Annotated in this window: 16 protein-coding genes; 7 read left to right on the forward strand and 9 right to left on the reverse strand. The window is 64.3% G+C overall.

Going from position 1 to position 18,047, the window contains the following annotated elements; translation table 11 throughout:
* Window positions 1–166: 166 nt before the first annotated feature.
* The 3 genes from AABD04_RS23570 to AABD04_RS23580 are packed head-to-tail and all read left to right on the forward strand — an operon-like array spanning window position 167 to window position 4,912.
* Complete coding sequence (locus AABD04_RS23570; protein WP_341442705.1) at window positions 167–2,464, forward strand: glycerol-3-phosphate 1-O-acyltransferase; 2,298 nt, start codon at window positions 167–169, stop codon at window positions 2,462–2,464.
* The gene (locus tag AABD04_RS23575; RefSeq protein ID WP_243596551.1) at window positions 2,461–3,888 is read left to right on the forward strand and encodes an HAD-IB family hydrolase; all 1,428 of its coding nucleotides are present in this window, start codon (window positions 2,461–2,463) and stop codon (window positions 3,886–3,888) included. The genes AABD04_RS23570 and AABD04_RS23575 overlap by 4 nt, the downstream gene beginning before the upstream one ends.
* Entirely contained in the window at window positions 3,881–4,912 is a 1,032-nt protein-coding gene (locus AABD04_RS23580; protein ID WP_243596552.1) for an adenylate/guanylate cyclase domain-containing protein, read from the forward strand. The genes AABD04_RS23575 and AABD04_RS23580 overlap by 8 nt, the downstream gene beginning before the upstream one ends.
* On the opposite strand, the gene AABD04_RS23585 is transcribed toward AABD04_RS23580, so the two are convergent.
* From AABD04_RS23585 to AABD04_RS23620, 8 genes are read right to left on the reverse strand one after another with little or no spacing between them, the layout of a single operon-like run.
* Window positions 4,894–5,955 (reverse strand): MSMEG_0565 family glycosyltransferase, encoded by a 1,062-nt coding sequence (locus AABD04_RS23585; protein WP_341442707.1) that lies wholly within the window; start codon window positions 5,953–5,955, stop codon window positions 4,894–4,896. The genes AABD04_RS23580 and AABD04_RS23585 overlap by 19 nt on opposite strands.
* Window positions 5,952–6,803, reverse strand: a complete 852-nt coding sequence (locus tag AABD04_RS23590) for a carbon-nitrogen hydrolase family protein (protein WP_341442708.1) — start codon at window positions 6,801–6,803, stop codon at window positions 5,952–5,954. Before AABD04_RS23590 ends, AABD04_RS23585 begins: the two co-directional genes overlap by 4 nt.
* A 7-nt stretch (window positions 6,804–6,810) precedes the next feature.
* Complete coding sequence (locus tag AABD04_RS23595) at window positions 6,811–8,085, reverse strand: MSMEG_0569 family flavin-dependent oxidoreductase (RefSeq protein ID WP_341442709.1); 1,275 nt, start codon at window positions 8,083–8,085, stop codon at window positions 6,811–6,813.
* On the reverse strand, window positions 8,082–8,372 hold the full coding sequence (locus tag AABD04_RS23600; protein WP_341442710.1) for an MSMEG_0570 family nitrogen starvation response protein: 291 nt from the start codon (window positions 8,370–8,372) through the stop codon (window positions 8,082–8,084). The genes AABD04_RS23595 and AABD04_RS23600 overlap by 4 nt, the downstream gene beginning before the upstream one ends.
* Window positions 8,365–9,258, reverse strand: coding sequence for a carbon-nitrogen hydrolase family protein (locus tag AABD04_RS23605; RefSeq protein ID WP_243596556.1), 894 nt, complete (start codon window positions 9,256–9,258; stop codon window positions 8,365–8,367). The genes AABD04_RS23600 and AABD04_RS23605 overlap by 8 nt, the downstream gene beginning before the upstream one ends.
* Window positions 9,255–10,670: an MSMEG_0567/sll0787 family protein gene (locus tag AABD04_RS23610; RefSeq protein ID WP_341442711.1), complete on the reverse strand. Its 1,416-nt coding sequence runs from the start codon at window positions 10,668–10,670 to the stop codon at window positions 9,255–9,257. Before AABD04_RS23610 ends, AABD04_RS23605 begins: the two co-directional genes overlap by 4 nt.
* Before the next feature lies 1 nt (window position 10,671).
* Complete coding sequence (locus tag AABD04_RS23615; RefSeq protein ID WP_341442712.1) at window positions 10,672–11,727, reverse strand: MSMEG_0568 family radical SAM protein; 1,056 nt, start codon at window positions 11,725–11,727, stop codon at window positions 10,672–10,674.
* 8 nt (window positions 11,728–11,735) lie between these two features.
* Window positions 11,736–12,260: an MSMEG_0572/Sll0783 family nitrogen starvation response protein gene (locus tag AABD04_RS23620; protein ID WP_341442713.1), complete on the reverse strand. Its 525-nt coding sequence runs from the start codon at window positions 12,258–12,260 to the stop codon at window positions 11,736–11,738.
* Between the two features lie 249 nt (window positions 12,261–12,509).
* Between AABD04_RS23620 and AABD04_RS23625 the strand changes: the two genes are divergently transcribed.
* The 3 genes from AABD04_RS23625 (at window position 12,510) to AABD04_RS23635 (ending at window position 15,056) form a co-directional block, all read left to right on the forward strand.
* On the forward strand, window positions 12,510–12,890 hold the full coding sequence (locus AABD04_RS23625; RefSeq protein WP_341442714.1) for a hypothetical protein: 381 nt from the start codon (window positions 12,510–12,512) through the stop codon (window positions 12,888–12,890).
* The gene (locus AABD04_RS23630; RefSeq protein ID WP_341442715.1) at window positions 12,883–13,287 is read left to right on the forward strand and encodes a hypothetical protein; all 405 of its coding nucleotides are present in this window, start codon (window positions 12,883–12,885) and stop codon (window positions 13,285–13,287) included. The genes AABD04_RS23625 and AABD04_RS23630 overlap by 8 nt, the downstream gene beginning before the upstream one ends.
* 323 nt (window positions 13,288–13,610) lie before the next feature.
* Window positions 13,611–15,056 (forward strand): HNH endonuclease signature motif containing protein, encoded by a 1,446-nt coding sequence (locus tag AABD04_RS23635; RefSeq protein WP_341442716.1) that lies wholly within the window; start codon window positions 13,611–13,613, stop codon window positions 15,054–15,056.
* Between the two features lie 86 nt (window positions 15,057–15,142).
* Here the strand turns inward: AABD04_RS23635 and AABD04_RS23640 are convergent, their stop codons facing one another.
* Window positions 15,143–15,571, reverse strand: coding sequence for a type II toxin-antitoxin system Rv0910 family toxin (locus tag AABD04_RS23640; RefSeq protein ID WP_341442717.1), 429 nt, complete (start codon window positions 15,569–15,571; stop codon window positions 15,143–15,145).
* 59 nt (window positions 15,572–15,630) lie between these two features.
* On the opposite strand from AABD04_RS23640, the gene AABD04_RS23645 reads away from it, so the two are divergent.
* A complete protein-coding gene (locus AABD04_RS23645) occupies window positions 15,631–17,904 on the forward strand; it encodes an ATP-dependent DNA ligase (protein ID WP_341442718.1) in 2,274 nt (757 codons plus the stop codon).
* Window positions 17,905–18,047: the final 143 nt, after the last annotated feature.

The following is an 18,047-nucleotide window of genomic DNA, read 5'->3' on the forward strand; positions in this document are numbered from 1 at the left end:
CGCGCCCTTTCAGTCCCACCGAGTCCGCTCGAGTACCGACGAGTAGCCGCGCGACTGGCCGCGACATCGGTGTCCGGAGCCACCTCGCCGAACCGCCCTCGCGCACGGTTTCTGCCGCGTAGCCTGGCGGCGTGCCTTCTTGTGCAGGTACGGAACAGGAGTCTCGATGTACCACCTCGACGCGGACGAGCAGTCGCTCAGCGACGGTCCGCACGTGTATTTGCTCGATGCCAAATCCACCCTCGAGGTTCAGGCTCTGAATCAGTGGATCGACGCCACCACTCCCGACGGCGAGCCCCGTCCACCCTCGGTGGTGCTCTCCGGCGAGGCGAGAACGTCACTGTCGGACAGTGTTCGCGGATACGCCGAGGATCCGCTGCTGATCCCGCTGCGGGTGACGCTGTCCGAGCGCAAGAACGGCATCCTGCACCGAATCTTCGCTCCGCGCGGGCGCTCCAAGCCAACGCAGGTGTGGCAGCGATGGGTGGCGGGAGACGATCCCGACCACTCCGCAGTTCTCGTCGGCGAGCCCGCGACGCTCAGTGATCTACAGGATCGGTTCGAGCGCGGTGGCGGCACGTCGCTGTCGTCGTTCATTCTGCGGCAGGCCAGTCTGGCTCTGGACAAGGCCGAGCGCGGCGTCATCGGGTCGGAGTACAAGATCCCGCGCTTCGTCGTCGAGGACATGACCGAGCAGAAGAAGTTCCGGGACGGCATCACCGAACTGGCGGAGGAAGTCGGCCAGGATCGCGACGCCGTCGACACACGCGTCCACGACATCCTCGATGAGATGGTCGCGACCGAGACGCGCCGCGCCGTCGAGATGTGGGGAACGCTCGGGGCGTACTTCTCACGGGCGTACAAGGTCGATGTGGACCGCGATCAACTCCAGAAGGTGCGCGAGCTCAACAAGAACTATCCGTTGGTGTTCCTGCCCAATCACCGTTCCTATCTCGATCCGCTCGTGTTGCGTCCGGCGCTGTTGGCCGAAGGGTTGCCGCTGAACCACGTCATGGGCGGGATCAACGTCGGCTTCTGGCCGCTGGGTCCGATCGCCAAACGCAGTGGCGTCGTGCTGATTCAGCGCAAGTTCTCCGACGCGATCTACAAGTGGACGCTGCGTCAGTACATGAGTTTCCTGCTGAGCAAGCGGTTCAACCTGGAGTGGTACATCGAGGGCGGCCGTAGCCGCACCGGCAAGCTTCGCCCGCCGAGGTTCGGTCTGCTGACCTATCTGGTCGACGCCCTCGAGTCCAGCGATGCCGAAGATGTCTATCTGGTCCCGACGTCGATCACCTACGACCGCCTGTTCGAGGTCGGCGCGATGGCCGAGGAATCGCACGGAGCGAAGAAACAGGCCGAGGGCATTCGCATGGCCATCGGGTACATCCGTGCTCAGGGCACGTTGCGCGGCAACGTGTATCTCAATTTCGGTGAGCCGATCTCGGTGGCATCCATCGTCGCCGAGAATCCGGACAAGCGAGTGGCGGTGCAGAAGATCGCCCTCGGCGTCGCACACGCGATCAACGACTCGACGCCGGTCACTCCGGCCGCGCTGGTCACCATGGCTCTGCTCGGCATCGAGGATCGCGCCCTCAACGTCAACGAGATGTGGGCCATCATCGCCCCACTGGCCCGCTACATCAAACGCCGCAACCTGCCCACTGCGGGCGGAGTGGACATCGCCGACGTCGACGTCGTCCGATCGGCCGTCATCGCACAGGTGAACGCGAACGTCGTCAAACGGTTCGACGACGGCCCCGAGCCGCTGTTCTATCTGGCTCAGGACAAGCATCTCGTCGCAGCGTTCTTCCGCAACAACGCCATTCACTTCTTCGTCATGCGGGCCATCGGCGAGTTGGTCGTTCTGCCGACCAGCGGAGATTCGACGCCCCTCACGCAGGAATCCCTGTGGCAGTCGGCACTGCAGTTGCGCGATCTGCTCAAGTTCGAGTTCTTCTTCGGCGACAAGAAGGACTTCGGCGAACGGCTCGAGTCCGAGGTCGATCTCATCGACCCGGACTGGCGCACCCACATCAGCGACCCCGATTACGCTGCGCGACAACTTCAGTCACAAGATCTGCATCTCGCGCACCGCGTGCTGCAACCGATCTTCGAGGCATACCAGGTGGTAGCCGATCAACTGATGCTGCTGCCGCAGAGCGGGGAGTTCGACAAGTCGAAGTTCATCGCGGAATGCCTCGGTGCCGCTCAGGCCAGACGGCTTCGTCAGCAGCTCGATCACAGCGAGTCGATCTCCGGCGAATTGTTCGATACGGCACTGCAATTGGCGGAGAACCGCGATCTCGTCGATTCCGGCTCCGACGGTATCGCGCGTCGACGCCGAGACTTCGCACTCGAGATCGACGAGTGGGCACGCAAGGTGCGCACGATCCGCGACATGGCCCACCGCATGCTGCGCCAGGTAGAACCGATCTCGGCCCCCGAGGAGAACAATTCATGACCGAGTTCGACGATCGGCTGATCGCGATCGCCGCCGCTCCACCCGGCCGAGACACCGTCGCATTCTTCGATCTCGACGGCACCCTGATCAACGGGTTCTCCGCCCGCGCAGTGTTTCTCGAACGTCTCAAGACCCTCGACGTGACGGTCAAGGAACTGTGGGAGATATCGAGCGCCGTCGTCGAGATGCGGATGCGCAACTCCCCGGTCGACAACCTGATGGGCAAGGCCGTCCGCGGCCTCGAGGGCCGTCGGGAAGAAGATCTGATGGAGCAGGCCTACACGCTGTTCCGCAACGAGATCGCGCCGATGATCTATCCGCAGGCACGCGCCCTCGTCGAGGCGCACCGCCATGCCGGCCATCGACTGGTGATGGCCACCTCGGCCACGCCGTACCAGGCGCTGCCCGTACAGCAGGACATGATGTTCGAGACGCTACTGTGCACCACCCCCGTGGTCACCGACGGGATACTGACCGGGGAGCTGGTGGGCGACTCGCTGTGGGGGCCGCGCAAGGCACAGGCCGCGATCGACTACGCCGAACGTGAGGGCATCGCCCTCGCGGGCTGCTTCGCCTACTCCAACGGCGGAGAGGACGTGCCACTGCTCGAGGCCGTCGGACGTCCCGTCGCGCTGAACCCCGATCCGGATCTTCAGCGGTACGCCGCGAAGAAGAAGTGGCCGTCGCTGACGTTGGAGAGCCCCAAGCGTGGCACCGACCTCACTTCCGCAGTGCGAAGCACCGCCGCTCTCGGATCGGTACTGGCCAGCGCGTCGATCGGATTGGGGCTGGGGCTGCTGACGCGCAGTCGCCGCAACGGAGCGAACATCACCAGCACCATCGCACCGGACATCGCGCTGACCATCGCCGGGGTGAAGCTCGACGTGACCGGCACCGAGAATGCATGGTCGGCGCGGCCGGCGGTGTTCATGTTCAACCACCAGAGCACAGCCGACTCGATCATCGTCACATCCATCCTGCGCCGCGACATCACCGCCGTCGCCAAGCGAGAGCTCGAGCGCGACCCACGGTTCGCGCTGCTGGGCAGGATCTTCGACGTCGCCTACGTCGATCGTGGTGATCCTTCACAGGCCCGCGAGGCGATGCGTCCGGCCATCGAGAAGTTGCACAGTGGTATTTCCGTCGCCATCGCGCCCGAGGGCACACGGATGCCGACGTCCCGTCTCGGCCGGTTCAAGAAGGGCGGCTTCCACCTGGCCATGCAGGCCGGAGTGCCCATCGTCCCGATCGTCATCCACAATGCCGGTGACGTGATGTGGAAAAAGGATTTCACCGTCCACTCCGGTACCGTCAAGGTCACCGTCGGCGAGCCCATCCCCACCACGGACTGGGAGCCGGACAAGATCGACGCGTACGTGGACGATGTTCGTTCCTATTTCGACAGAACGTTGGGATATGCCTGAGAACCAGATCAACTCGGTGGTGCAAGCGGAGATCGAACGCAATCTCTTGGGGGGCACGCCGAAGTACACCCGTTCCGACATCGTCGACAAGTCGGGGCTGCCGCTCGAACGGGTCATCGCGCTGTGGATCGGCATGGGCTTTCCCATCCACACCGATACCGAGGCGGTCGTCTACACCGACGCGGACCTCGAGGCACTGAAGTTGATCACCGGACTCACCGAGCAGAAGGTCATCAAGCCCGAGATGGAGGTCGCGATCGCGCGTACTCTCGGGCAGTCGATGTCCAGGCTCGCGGAATGGCAAGTGGGCGTAGTGAACTCTCACATCCTCGAGCGCATCACCAGCAGCGAGGAAGACCAGAACGACATCGACGTCATCCGGCGCAACGCCAGGGACATCGCGGCCGAGACCGTTCCCACCCTCGAAGCGCTTCAGGGCTACACCTGGCGACGCCACTTGGCCGCGGCGGCCGGACGGTCCATCGCCGCTCCCGACGACGCCACCGACAGCCCCATCATGGCCGTCGGGTTCGCCGACATGGTCGGCTACACCAGCCTGACGCGTCGCCTCGACATCGGCGAATTGACGACACTCCTCGAGGAGTTCGAGTCCCTGGCCACCAATATCATTGCGCGCGGACGTGGTTCGGTGATCAAGAACGTCGGCGACGAGGTGATGTTCAGTGCACAGACTCCCGAGGATGCCGCTCACATCGCCCTCGACCTGCAAGACGCTTTCGCCGAGCAGGAGGACATGCCGGACCTGCGGGTCGGGCTGGCCTGGGGACCGGTTCTCGCCCGCTACGGCGACCTGTACGGGTCGGTGGTCAACATCGCTGCGCGCCTGACCAGTTCGTCGAATCCGGGAACGATCCTGGTCGACACCGTCATGACCGAGGAACTGCGTCACGATTCCGAGTTCTACCTCAAATCGGTCCGCTCGCTACGGGTCAAGGGTTTCCACAAGCTCAAGCCCCATCGACTCAAACGCAACAAGCGAAGCGGTCAGCGCAGCGAGGAGTAGAACCCCAGGTGTCGACGCGCAGCCTCGTCCCAGGTGAGGCTCTGCGCAAGAGCCAGCCCCGGTAGTGGATTCCGCGGTTCTTGCACGGCACGTTCGAGCTCGGCTGCCATGGTCTTCACCGAAGATGCATAGGTAACGCTGTCTCCGAACACTTCCCGAAGTACCGGTAGATCTCGCGCGACGACGGGAGTCGATGCAGCGAGCGCCTCCATGGCGGCCAGCCCGAAGCCCTCCTTGGTGGAGAAGAACGGCAGCACGGCAGCCTGTGCCACGAGGTACGGTAGCTCGTCGTCGTCGACGGTACCGAGAATCACCGGCTCGATTCCGAGTTCCACTGCGCGACGGTCGAACTCCGCGCGATAGTCGCGATAATCGAACAGCGTCTCGCCACCGGCGAACACCAGTCGAAGGTCGTGCGAATGCAACCGTGCGAACGCGTCGAGCAGATCGAGACTGCCCTTGCGTGGTTCGATGCCGCCGACGGCGAGCACGTACCGGCCGAACTTCTCCTGCCAGTGCGATCGGCCCGATTCTTCGGCTGCGGTGAACCTGCCTGCATCGACACCGTTCGGAATGACGGTGGGGTCGAATCCCCATCCACGGTGGACGTCGCTCGCTACCGCTGCCGACACGCAGATCCGTGCGTACGGGGCAAGGATCGCGCGTTCGTGGCACGCGGCCAACTCGGGCGTGGTGAACTCGTCCAGGTGGTGGATGGTCCTGATACAGCGGCCGACGGCATTGGCGGAGATGCAGTCCTGGGCATGGACGATGTCGTACTCGTCCGGCGTGAAGGCCTGTCGCAGAACATCTATCGACCGCAGAATTCGTTCTCCGACGTTCTCTCCGTCCCGGTGCACGAACGGGACCATTCTGATGTCGACGGCGGGGTCGACGGCACGAAAGAACGTGCTGTCGCCGCCGCGCCCGAGAGACCACACCGACACGTCCTGCCCGGCGCGCGCCAGTGCCTCGGCCAGTGCCAGCGTGTGCACCACTCCGCCGCGCGGCTTGGACGAATAGGTCAGCAGGCTGATCTTCACTGACCCGTCTTCTCCTGCAACAGATTCGGATATGCGTCCACCCGACGCTCCGCCAGGTGATGCAACCCCCGGCGGGCTCGGTCGACCTCGGCGTCGACGTCGATCTCGTGCACCGCAAGGCCCCCTTTGGACCACGTCCGCGCCAGCACGTCGCCACCGGGGCCAACGATCTTCGCCTGCCCGAGAAAGCGAAGGGACCCCATCACTCCGGTTTGGTTGGACGAGACCAGCACCACCTGGTTCTCGGCTGCCCGGGCTGCGTCGTACAGATCGAACAGACGGGACTGTCGATCGTTCGGCAGCGAGGAAGCACGATCGGTGACGCTTGCAGGCCAGGCAGACAGCGCCGCAATGATTCTCGCGCCGTCGAGGGCCAGCGTCCGCGCCGACTCCGGGAACGTCTTGTCGTAGTCGATCAGCATGCCCATCCGCCCCACCGGGGTATCGAAGGCCTCGAAGTGGTCGCCGGCGGCGTAGGCGAGCGACTCCCCGAGCGGCTGGTGCACCTTGCGGTGGCTACCCAGAATGCCGTCTCCCGTAAGGCACGCTGCAGCGTTGTACCGCAGCCCTTTCGAGAGCTCGGTGTACCCGATGCAGATCGTCATGTTCCCGGCCGCGGCGATGATCGCAGCCAGTTCCGGACCGTCGGGATCGAGGGTGGGCGGTAGTTCCGCGGGATCCGGATTGCTCAGGCTGTTGATGTAGCCCCCGAGGGACGCGTCGGGCAGCACCAGGAGGTCGATGCCTTCCCGCGCCGCACTGGAGATGATCGTGGTGATCTTCAGTACGGCCCGGTCGACATCACGCCCGAAATGCGCTGCCAGTGCGCCGATCTTGATGGGGGCCACGTCGAACTCAGACCATCTGACTCTGCGGCTGCGGTGAGTTCCGTGACTGCGCAGCACTGATCTCCAGCCCGATCTGGTCGGCGAGGAAAGCAGCGTCGCGGGCCACCGAGGCGAAGCGTCCCGAACCCCAGGTGTGCTGCCACGGCAGGCCGAGGAAGTACAGGCCCGGTACCGAGGTGACGCCGCGGTTGTGCGTCGGGTGCCCTTCACCGTCGAAGGCACCGACCTTCAGCCAGCGGTAGTCGGTGCGGAAGCCGACCGACCAGACGACGGCCGTGATGTCGGTGGTGGCGAGATCGAGTTCGGTGGTCTCGGCCTCGGGACGCCACACCGGTACGTAGCGCTCTTCGGTGGGGGCAGTGATGCCCTCGCGCTCGATGTAGGCGTCGATGGTGTCCTTGATGCTCTCGGCCACCCGATCCGCAGCATCGAGCGACGCCTCCAGAGTGGGTGCGAACTCCAGAACGCCGTCCTCGACGCCGAGCAGTCGGCCGTAGAGCTGCATTCCCTCGGTGGCGAATGCGCGCAGGTCGATGTCTCGACCACCGTCACGGCCGGTGACGTAGTGGTTCGTGTTCTCGCGTTTGCCGACGCCACCGGGTTGATCTTCGATGGAGACATCGTAGACGCCCATGTCGTGCAACCAGGCGACACAGTCGCGGCCGCGATAGAAGCGTGCGACGCGGGGAGCGGTGCCGGCCACCAGGTGGACGCGTCGGCCGTCGAGGTGCAGATCCTCGGCGATCTGCGCGCCGGACTGGCCGGTGCCGACCACCAGTACATCTCCGTCCGGGAACTGGTGTGACCCGCGGTAATCGGAGGAGTGCAGCTGGACGATGTTGCGCGGGAGCTTCTCGGCGAACCGCGGGATGGTGGGGATGTGATAGCCACCGACAGCGACGACGATCTGGTCGGCATGCATGGGGCCGGCGGAGGTCTGCAGGTCGAAACCCCCATCCCCGCTCTGTAGTGCGGTTGTGACCGAAACACGTTCTCGCACGGGTGCATCGAAGCTCTCGGCGTAGCGGCGCACGAAGGCATGGACCTCGTCGCGCCGCATGAATCCGTCGGGATCGTCACCGTCGTAGGAGTACCCGGGAAGTGCGCACTGCCAATTCGGGGTGACGAGAGTGAAGTTGTCCCAGCGCGAGTCCTTCCACTCGTGCGCGATCGTGTCGCGCTCGAGAACGACATGTTCGATGCCGCGCTGCGTCAGATGCCAACTGATGGACAGACCCGCCTGTCCGCCGCCGATGACTATCACGGAGTGGTTCTCTGTCATAGCAATTCAGCTCCCGACATGCTCAGTACGCGGACGGTACCGGCCTCGTACGAGGTACTGGCACCGTGAATCTCCTCCATCTGCTGCGCGGCCGAGGTGCACCGCATTCCGAACTTGGCGAGAACTCGATCGCTGGCGACCGTCAATGCCTCCGACGCCCGCTGCACGAACTCCGCCACCGGATAGTCCTGGCCGGGTGTCAGGTAATCGTGCATCACCAGCGAGGGTGAATAGCAGGACTGTTCGCGGCCGTCGGGCCATCGCACGAGGAACGACATCTCAGGCATGGATCGGCTCCTTCGTGATGGTCCGATAGACCGACGGCCGGCGATCACGCAGGTTGTACATACCGCCGCCACGTGCTGCGCCGATGAGCGCAGCAACGTCGACGGTGGCCGTCGCCAAGCCCGGTTCGACGCCGGTGCCGGCGAGAATTTCTCCGCCGGGGCCGACGATCTTGGCGCTGCAGACGAATCGAAGAGATCCGAAGGTACCCGCCTGATTGGCTGCGACCCAGATGATCTGATTCTCGAGCGCCCGGGCGCGGTCGTAGATGTCGAACCGCTGCTTCCAGCGGTCCTCCTCCATGTTCTCGACCGTCGCGGTGCGTGCCGTCGGCCAGGCGGAGATGGACGCGACGATCTCGGCACCGTCGAGCGCCAGTTCCCTTGCTGCCTCGGGGAATCCCTTGTCGTAGCAGATCTGCATGCCCATGCGGCCGATCGGAGTATCGAAGGCGGAGTAGCTGTCTCCCGCGTCGTAACAGAGGTTTTCACCGAGCGGCTGGTGCACCTTGCGGTACGAACCCAAAATGCCGCTGCCGTCGACCGTCACGGCGGCGTTGTAGCGGGTGTCGCCGTCCTTCTCACAGAAACCGAAGGTGATGACGGTATCGCCGGCCATGTCGATGACCCGCTTGATCTCGGGGCCGTCGAGCTCCAGAGCGGGCGGCAGCGCCTTCAGCCGACGCTGTCGCGATTCCTCGGTCTCGTCGCCGCCTCCGAGACTGGGCAGGTAGCCGCCGAGGCAGGCCTCGGGCAGGACGAGTAGTTGGCTGCCGCGGTTGCGTGATTCCTCGAGCAACGCGGCGATGGTGGCGTAACCCTGTTCCATGTCGCGGCCGAATTCGGCTGCGGCGACGGAGATGGTGACGGGCTGCGGGTGGGTGGTCATGCTTCTCCCAATCCGGTCACGGTGGATGTGACCGCGCGAGTGGTGATTCCATCGGGCCATCGCAGCGCGACGCCCGGAATGTCGGTGAGCTCTCCGCATTCTGCGGACAGTGCTGGTCCGGACGGTGCAGTAGGTGCACCGGGACGGTCCGCGGTGATCATCGCGAACCCTGGAAAACACGTGATCCATTCGCCCATCGACGCTGCGCCCGGCTTCGGTATCGACGCGACATCGAGCACGGCACCGGTTCCGCTCGCTTCGGCGAGCATTCCGGTGGTGCCTGCCAGGCCTGCCATCGAGACGTCCTTGGCGGCCTTGGGTGCGGTGCGGGCGACGAACGACGCCATGGTCGTCAGCTCTTCGGAGTTCCGGCGAGAGGACGAATCCCATTGCTGACCATGGTATCCGCGTCGCCACTCGCCTTCGATGTCCGCGGTGAGCGTCAGGCGATCGCCGACGCTTCCCCCGCCGGCCCGCACCGGGTTCGCTGTGCGCCCCAGAGCGGTGACCGACAGCGACGACGGCACCCCGGCCTGGGTGTGGCCGCCGAGTACCGGAACGTGCCATGCCGCAGAGGCATTGGCGAGACCACGGATGATGCGGGTCAGCCGACTCTGCGTGGGTGCTCCGACGGAATCGAGCATGCCGACGGCTCCTGCTCCCATCGCCGAGAGGTCGTTCAGGTTGACCAGCGCCGCACACCAGCCGGCCCACTCCGGGTCGCGGTCGACCATCGAGGGAATGATCGCATCACAGGCGGCGATCATGTCGCTCCCCGGTACCGGCACCCCGTCGTCGCCTCGAAATCCTTTGGCACCGAGCCCGAGTGGCTGCGCTTTCAGTGGCGCAAGGACACCGGCCAGCATCGCCTTGGTCGACGACACCAGCCGTTCGATCCTGTCGATCGGCCAGTACATCGCCACGTGCGGTGTGTCGGCCACCTCGACGTCACCGCGGCGAATCCACCCGAGCCGGGTGAACAGTTGCTCGTTGCTCTTCTGCACCGTCGCGTCGAAGCGAAGTACGCCCCGACTCTCGGCATGGGCGCAGGCCGCCCGAACCAGCGTCGGCCCAACGCCGGAGGTGCGCGCAGAGGCGGCGACCACCAGGCGACTGCCGGCCCACCACCCCAGATCCGTTGCCGTGCAGGGTGCCAGCCGCACTCCGCCGAGCACGGTGCCGTCTCGGTCGGTGGCGACCAGAACAACTGCTCGCGGATCGTCGTCGACGTCGTCGTGGTCGGTGCCGGCGAACAAACCCTGCTCGGCGACGAACGTCTCTGTACGCAGTGCCCGGTACGCATTCAGTTCTGCTGGCCCGCTGCACGGCTGGACGATGAACTCCGGCTGCACGACCGTGACTGCAGCACCGGACAATCCGGCGAGATCGTTGCCCTCTACGACGCCGTACATGTCAGCCTCCCGCGTTCTGCAGGACGCTGCACGCACCGCATGCCGCGCAGCCTGCCTTCTGATCGGATCCGAGCATCGCCGCGGCCTGCAGTTCCTTGGCGACGCGTCGAGTGATGTCTTCGAGCACGTCGCGATCGGGAGCCGTCGCCCGGTCGACGTCCACCGCCAACGTTCCGGCGAGAGGACGGAACGGGACGACGAAGGGGTAGACGCCCATCTCGATGAGTTCTGCTGCTCCGGAGACCAATTCGTCGGGATCCTCGCCGAGCCCCACCAGGATGTACGTCGAGACCTGGTTGCGTCCGAACACACGAACCGCTTCTTTCCACGCAGCGCGGTACTCGTCCATCGAGACCGAGGCCTTGCCCGGCATCCACTTGTGCCGAACGTCGTCGTCGAGGGATTCGACGTGGATGCCGATGGATTCGGCTCCCGCGTCGTACAGATCTTGAATCGTCTGCAGGTCGCCGGGAGGTTCGCACTGCACCTGGATAGGCAGCTGCGGAACCACCGCCTTGATGGCTCGCACACATCGGGCCAGATGACGGGCGCCGCGATCCTTCGCGGCCGAGGTACCCGTCGTCATGACCATCTGCGTGACGCCGTCGAGCCGCACCGCGGCCTCGGCTACCTCGGCGAGCTGCACCGGAGTCTTGACGGCGATGGTGTCGCCGGCCTCCAGCGACGCCTCGATGGAGCAGAAGCGGCAGCGTTGATCTGCGTCGTAGCGGATGCAGGTCTGCACGACGGTGGTCGCGAGAACGCTGGAGCCGTGCAGCTTCGCGATCTTCTCGTAGGCGATCCCATCGGCAGTGGCGAGGTCGTAGAACTTCGGCCGGTCCACGGCTTGCACGTCGAGACCGATGTCGTTGCCGTCGAACAGGACTCGGCCTTCTTCGAGTACGTACGGACTGAGCGGATTGCGCGGGATGGCTGCGCCGAGGCCGTCGATGCGGACATGTCCGTCGTCACTCGGCCCTGCACCGGCAGTTCTGGACACCGGCGTCGCTCCTCGAATGCCGAGCAGCGCCAGATCCACGCGCGTAGAGACGGACATAGGTGCCCCTAGACCATGTATGTCGAGTTGATGATGGCACCCTTGCGCGCGTAGTGGATCAGCGCGTCCTGCACGTCCAGGGGGTGTGCCGGGATGATGCCCTCGATGAGGTCTTCTTCGCGGCCACCGTGCAACGCGAGCCCGAAGCGGCAACAGAACACGGTGCCACCCTCGGCGATGAATGTCGCGAGAGAATCGTTGATGTTCTGCTCACCGGGGAAACCTGAGTCACCGGTCGTCGGAAAGCCACGGGTGGCAAGGCAATTGATAGCGCCGGGGCCGTAGAAGTACATGGCCGACTCGAAACCCTTGCGCAGAGCGCGCGTCGCTTGAAGTACTGCGACGAACGACACCGAGGACTCGTGGGCAATGCCGTGCACCAGTGTGAAGTAGCTTTCGCCGTTCTCCGCCTTGTAGTCGGGGAAGATCTTGGTGGACCCGTAGATGTTGCTGCCCTTGGGAAGTGACGGGTGCGGGATCTCTTCGAGAGACTTCTTGATGTTCTCGGCGATGGCCTGGTCGATATCTGACATGTGCTTCTCCTAGAGTTCACAGAGCTGACTGAATCGGGTGGACGCCTGTGGCCACCTGGGGAAAAGAGGTCATGTCCGGCGGGAGAGCAGATCCTCCGCGGCCATAGGACAAGTACAAGCCTCATCCATTTCCTGTTGGTCACACCCGGAACAACGCCGTGTTTCGAGGGCCTCACAGTGTTGACGTGGTGTTACGCGGATACCCTGGAGGCCGCTCCATCCATCCACCCGAACTTGACGAGGAACTCGATGATCGGCGCCGTCACCGGCTTGTTGTACGCGTTGTCCCTGGTCGTGGGCATCTGGGTACTCGCAAAGCTCGCCCTGAACCGACCCGTCCTGCTGAAGAACAGGTCCGATCGCGCACTGTTCTGGACCATCGCTGCGACCGAGGCAGTCGTCGCACTTCAAGCCGTCATCGGGTTCGTCATGATGTTCACCTCGGACCGCGAGATACATGAGCTGACCTTCGGGTCCTACCTCGTCGGACTGCTGTTCCTGCTCCCTCTCGGCACGTGGTGGTCCCTGGGCGACCGTTCCCGTGGCGGCACAGCGGTACTGCTCGTTGCCGTCCTCACCCTCGCAGCCATGGTGCTGCGCCTGAGCCAGATTTGGGCCGGATATGCCTGACAACCTCCAGCAAGCGACGCGCACCGGCTTCGGTCGCTTCCTCATCGCCGTCTACGCAGTGTTCGCCGTCGCCGCGACGTCACGCTCGATCGTGCAGCTGACCACACGATTCGACGACGCACCGATCGCGTACCTGCTGTCCGCCTTCGCGGCGGTGGTCTACATCATCGCCACGGTGGGACTGGCCCGAGCTACAGAAGCGTCACGACGAGTGGTGACGGTCTCCTGCATCATCGAACTCGTCGGAGTGATCGGCATCGGCACCCTCAGCTACATCCAGCCCCAGGACTTCCCGGAGCCGACGGTGTGGTCGCACTTCGGATCCGGCTACGTCTTCATCCCGGTTGTGCTCCCCATCGCGGGACTGTGGTGGTTGCGAAAGACGCGGCAGCAGTAGAAGTCTGTTCTGAATTCGCCCAATGGGCGGAAGTGTCGGACGTTCCCTACCGGCTCGTGGGCCGCCCGTGCCGCGATGTCGGCTCCATGACGACACCGGAGGCCCGACGATGGGACAGGTTATGCGCTATGCCGTCCGTCGACTTCAGGTGGGAAGTCGAGATACTTGCCGCGTTGCTCGTGATCGGAACCGTCCCGAAACCGGCGCAGCCGCACCTAGCACACTCCGCCGACAGGTTCTGCATAGCGAATAGTTAAGCAGGGCAACAGTTTTCGATTCAATCATGCTTGCCAGTCGAACGCACGTTCGATACACTTGCTTCCATGACCACGGAGATCTGGCAACTGAGCGAGAGCGAACTGCTCGCCGACGCCGCCACGGTCTCCCATGAAATTCAGTTGTCGGAGGCCCGACGGATCGCCCTCGTCGCAGAGATCGACACCCGTGTGAGCCGTGAGAAGCTCGGCTTCCCCGGACCCGCCGGCTGGCTGACCTCCACCACCCTGCTCTCGCCGTCCAAGGCCACCAAGATCGTCGCCCTCGCCCGCGGGTTGAAGAATTTTCCCGATATCGCCGACGCCGTGAACACCGGCGTCATGTCCGTCGATCACGCCGCGCTAATCCTCACCTTCGCCGAAACCCCACCCAAGGACCTCCCGGAAGAGGGCCGCGTCATGGCCCGAACCGCGCTGATCGCCGCCGCGACCGGGCCCGAAGCACGCACCGGCCGCATCCGGGCAGCGATCACCAAACTCGAGGACGAGTTCGGCGGCAAGACCCCACCACCCGAGAACACCGACCGCAACGAACTGTTCGCCTCCACGACCTTGAACGGCCGGCTGGTGGCGAAGATGGATGTCGACGCTGTCACCGGGGAGAAACTCCTCACCGCACTCTCCCCCCTGACCGAACCCCGCCCCGCAGCCGACGGCACCCCAGACGACCGCAGCCCCGCCAAACGCAGAGCCGACGCTTTCGGGCACATCCTCGACCAATACCTCGCCTCCAGCAATCGACCCATCGAAGGCGGCGAACGACCCCACCTGAACCTGCACATCAACCTGCGCGATCTCACCGACTTCCGCGACAGTGCCGACACTGCCGACGCCGACGACATCGCAGACGACGAAACTGCACGCGCAGCAACCGAATCCGACACCAACAAAGAGATACGCGATCCGGTCGACATCAACACCGGCAACCCCATCGACACCGCCCCAGCAACCGAGCCGGACCACGCAAACGGCAGCGGCAGTGACACCGCCAGTGGCAGTGAAGGTGACCGCTGTGCAACGGATCGTGGCGCATACAGGGACCTGTTCGGCGACGGCACGTCGGTCGGGTGGCTCCCCTGGATGGGACCACTCTCCCGCAACACTTCCCGGCAGTTGGCGTGTGATTGTGTTCTCACCGCGATCGTCATGGACGAGAACGGCAACCCACTCAACCTCGCCCGCACCGCCCGCACCGTCTCCGCCAAACAACGCAAAGCCCTCACCGCCCGCGATCACGGCTGCGCCTTCCCCGGCTGCGGAAGACCCGCCGCCTGGACCGAAGGACATCACATCTGGCACTGGGCCGACGGCGGCCCCACCGACATGAACAACCTCGTCCTACTCTGCGGATTCCACCACCGACTCATGCACCACTCCGACTGGGAAGTGTTCATCGGCACCGACAACCACCCCTGGTTCATCCCACCCGCCACCGTCGACCCGTATCGACAACCGCGACCATCCCACGCCCGAGCAGGCCCCCACATCGCATAAGCCCCAGGAAAGACTCCAGCCCCACACCGAGAACACCGGTGCGGGGCTGGAAGAGGTTGTCGTGCAGCTACTTCAGCAAGGATCCGTCAACTCAATGCCGCCAGATTGGCCACCGACTGCTTCACATCGGTGTCCAGCGCCCGCGCCACCACCGATCCCACCGGACCGAAGAGCACACCCCCACCGAATTTCGCATCGAGCGTCAGCTCCGACCCGCCCTCGGCCTCACGCACGTGTACGGTCAGCGAGATTCGCACCCCGCCCTTGCCGCGGCCCGACATTTCGATCAGCTTCGGCTCGTCGTACTCGGTGAACTCCCACTTGATCGTGTTCTTGAAACCCTTCACCTTCACCAAGGATTCGACCTCCGTGCCCTTGCCGACCCTCTCCGGCGGCGGAGTGCACCAACCACCGTGGATGGTCATCCACTCGTCGAACCGGTCGAGCGCGGAAGCCTTGTCCCACGCGCCCTGAGGGTTCTCGGGCATCTGTACCGAGACACTGATCGTTGCCATGCTTTCGAGCCTGTCACAACTTGCTCGCAGGTTCAGACGGCGACCACTAACCTGAGACGATGGCCACGCTCGAGATCGAAGGTCGCAAGGTCTCCGTCACCAACCTCGACAAAGTGCTGTTCCCCGAAACCGGCACCACCAAGAGCCAGATCATCGAGTACTACACCACCATCGCGCCAGCGATGCTTCCCCACCTGGTGGGCCGCGCAGTGACCCGTAAGCGGTGGCCGAACGGCGTCGACCAATCGTCGTTCTTCGAGAAGAACCTTGCCGCATCTGCACCCGACTGGCTCGATCGCCGTTCGATGCAGCACTCGGATCGCATCGTCACCTACCCCCTGTTCTCCACGGCAGCCGATCTGGCCTGGCTCGGTCAACAAGCGGCCATCGAAGCGCATGTGCCACAGTGGCGATTCGACGGCACCGAACCCGGCCCCGCCACCCGCATGGTGTTCGACCTCGACCCCGGTGACGATGTGGATCTGGCTCGGTGCGCCGACGTGGCCTGCGAAATCAGGGACCTGATCAGCGATATCGGTATGACCGCGTATCCGGTCACCAGCGGCAGCAAGGGAATTCACCTGTACGTGCCGCTGGACAAGCCACTGTCGACCTCCGGCGCATCCACCGTCGCCAAACGTGTTGCCACCCTTCTCGAGGAGCGATCACCGGATCGGGTCACGGCCACGATGGCGAAAGCGAAACGAACCGGGCGGGTATTCGTGGACTGGAGCCAGAACAACGGCAAGAAGACGACGGTCGCACCGTACTCACTGCGCGGACGATCACGCCCCACCGTCGCGGCACCGCGCACCTGGGCCGAGCTCGAAGCATCCGGCCTACAGCAGCTTCGGTTCGAGGAGGTCCTCGAGCGCTACGCAGAATCGGGCGACCTGCTCGCAGATCTCGACCCCGCCATGGACTCGGTCCACGAAAGCGCCACCACCGCAGACAAACTCGACAAGTACCGCAGCATGCGCAGCGCCGACAAGACACCCGAACCGATACCGACCACCACCGAGCCGCAGGGCAACAACGACACTTTCGTGATCCAAGAACATCATGCCCGACGCCTGCACTACGACTTCCGACTCGAACACGACGGCGTCCTGGTCTCGTGGGCCGTCCCCAAGAACATCCCGGTCGATCCGAAACAGAACCGACTGGCCGTTCACACCGAGGACCACCCACTCGAATACGCGACGTTCTCGGGTCGGATTCCGAAGGGCGAGTACGGCGGCGGCGACGTCTCCATCTGGGACAGCGGAACCTACGAACTCGAGAAGTGGCGCGACGACGAGGTCATCGTCGTCCTGCACGGATCGAAGGCGACCGGCCGATTCGCCCTGATCCGCACCAAGGGCAATCAATGGCTCATGCATCTGATGAAAGACGCACCGAGCGACAATCCCCCACCGAAGAACATCTCACCGATGCTCGCCACCGCAGGCGACATCCTCGATCTGCCGGACGACGAGTGGTCGTTCGAGGGCAAATGGGACGGGTTCCGCATCGTCGCCGAACTCACGCACGGTGAGATGACACTGCGTACACGCAGCGGCAACGACTACACCGAGAAATTCGGCGCGCTCCAATCGCTGGCGGACGACCTGTCCGACCACGATGCGGTCGTCGACGGCGAAGTGGTCGTGTTCGACGACAGCGGCATCAGCAGCTTCGAGAAATTGCAGAACGCGACTCGCGACCAGATCCGATTCATCGCCTTCGATCTGCTCTACCTCGACGGCACGTCACTGTTGCGCAAGAAGTACTCGGATCGACGACGACTCCTCGAACTACTCACCACCGGACTGGACTCGGTCCTGGTTCCGCCGCGGCTGACGGGCACCGCTGCGGACGCCATCGCCGAAAGCAGAGAACGGGGCTGGGAAGGCGTCGTCGCGAAGCGAACCGACTCCGTCTATCAACCCGGCAAGCGCGCCCACACGTGGATCAAGTTCAAGAACTGGCGGACACAGGAGATCGTGATCGGCGGATGGCGTCGGGGGCAGGGTCGTCGTTCCGGCGGGTTCGGCTCCTTGCTCATGGGCATCCCCGACGGTGATCGACTGCGTTACGTGGGACGCGTCGGAACCGGGTTCGACGACCGTGCGCTCGATACGCTCGCAGCACTCCTGGCCCCACTCGAGGCGTCGGACAGTCCCTTCTCGTCGGTGCTGCCCGCGACCGACCGGAAGGGGGCAGTGTGGGTCGAGCCTGCCCTCGTCGGAGAGGTGCGGTTCTACGAGGCGACGGAATCGGGCCATCTACGGCATCCGAGTTGGCGCGGCCTACGCCCGGACAAGGAACCGAAAGACGTCGCACTCGAGTAGCGCTACGTCCGCGGGACAGAGTATTTCGCTTCTTTCCAAGAAACCGGCAAGTGAACCGTTCTTCTGTTGCCTTAGAATCGACGAGTGCGTACCGTTCGTCCTATCGTTTCCGGGGGGAGCGTAACGAGTCACGCTCAGACAGC

Source organism: Rhodococcoides navarretei, from assembly GCF_038069675.1.
GTDB lineage: Bacteria > Actinomycetota > Actinomycetes > Mycobacteriales > Mycobacteriaceae > Rhodococcoides > Rhodococcoides navarretei.

Coding starts and splice junctions, on each gene's coding strand:
- AABD04_RS23645 (WP_341442718.1), top strand. CDS start 15,631: ATGGCCACGCTCGAGATCGAAGGTCGCAAGGTCTCCGTCACCAACCTC.
- AABD04_RS23640 (WP_341442717.1), bottom strand. CDS start 15,571: ATGGCAACGATCAGTGTCTCGGTACAGATGCCCGAGAACCCTCAGGGC.
- AABD04_RS23625 (WP_341442714.1), top strand. CDS start 12,510: ATGATCGGCGCCGTCACCGGCTTGTTGTACGCGTTGTCCCTGGTCGTG.
- AABD04_RS23605 (WP_243596556.1), bottom strand. CDS start 9,258: ATGACCACCCACCCGCAGCCCGTCACCATCTCCGTCGCCGCAGCCGAA.
- AABD04_RS23570 (WP_341442705.1), top strand. CDS start 167: ATGTACCACCTCGACGCGGACGAGCAGTCGCTCAGCGACGGTCCGCAC.
- AABD04_RS23615 (WP_341442712.1), bottom strand. CDS start 11,727: ATGTCCGTCTCTACGCGCGTGGATCTGGCGCTGCTCGGCATTCGAGGA.
- AABD04_RS23620 (WP_341442713.1), bottom strand. CDS start 12,260: ATGTCAGATATCGACCAGGCCATCGCCGAGAACATCAAGAAGTCTCTC.
- AABD04_RS23595 (WP_341442709.1), bottom strand. CDS start 8,085: ATGACAGAGAACCACTCCGTGATAGTCATCGGCGGCGGACAGGCGGGT.
- AABD04_RS23575 (WP_243596551.1), top strand. CDS start 2,461: ATGACCGAGTTCGACGATCGGCTGATCGCGATCGCCGCCGCTCCACCC.
- AABD04_RS23610 (WP_341442711.1), bottom strand. CDS start 10,670: ATGTACGGCGTCGTAGAGGGCAACGATCTCGCCGGATTGTCCGGTGCT.
- AABD04_RS23635 (WP_341442716.1), top strand. CDS start 13,611: ATGACCACGGAGATCTGGCAACTGAGCGAGAGCGAACTGCTCGCCGAC.
- AABD04_RS23580 (WP_243596552.1), top strand. CDS start 3,881: ATGCCTGAGAACCAGATCAACTCGGTGGTGCAAGCGGAGATCGAACGC.
- AABD04_RS23630 (WP_341442715.1), top strand. CDS start 12,883: ATGCCTGACAACCTCCAGCAAGCGACGCGCACCGGCTTCGGTCGCTTC.
- AABD04_RS23600 (WP_341442710.1), bottom strand. CDS start 8,372: ATGCCTGAGATGTCGTTCCTCGTGCGATGGCCCGACGGCCGCGAACAG.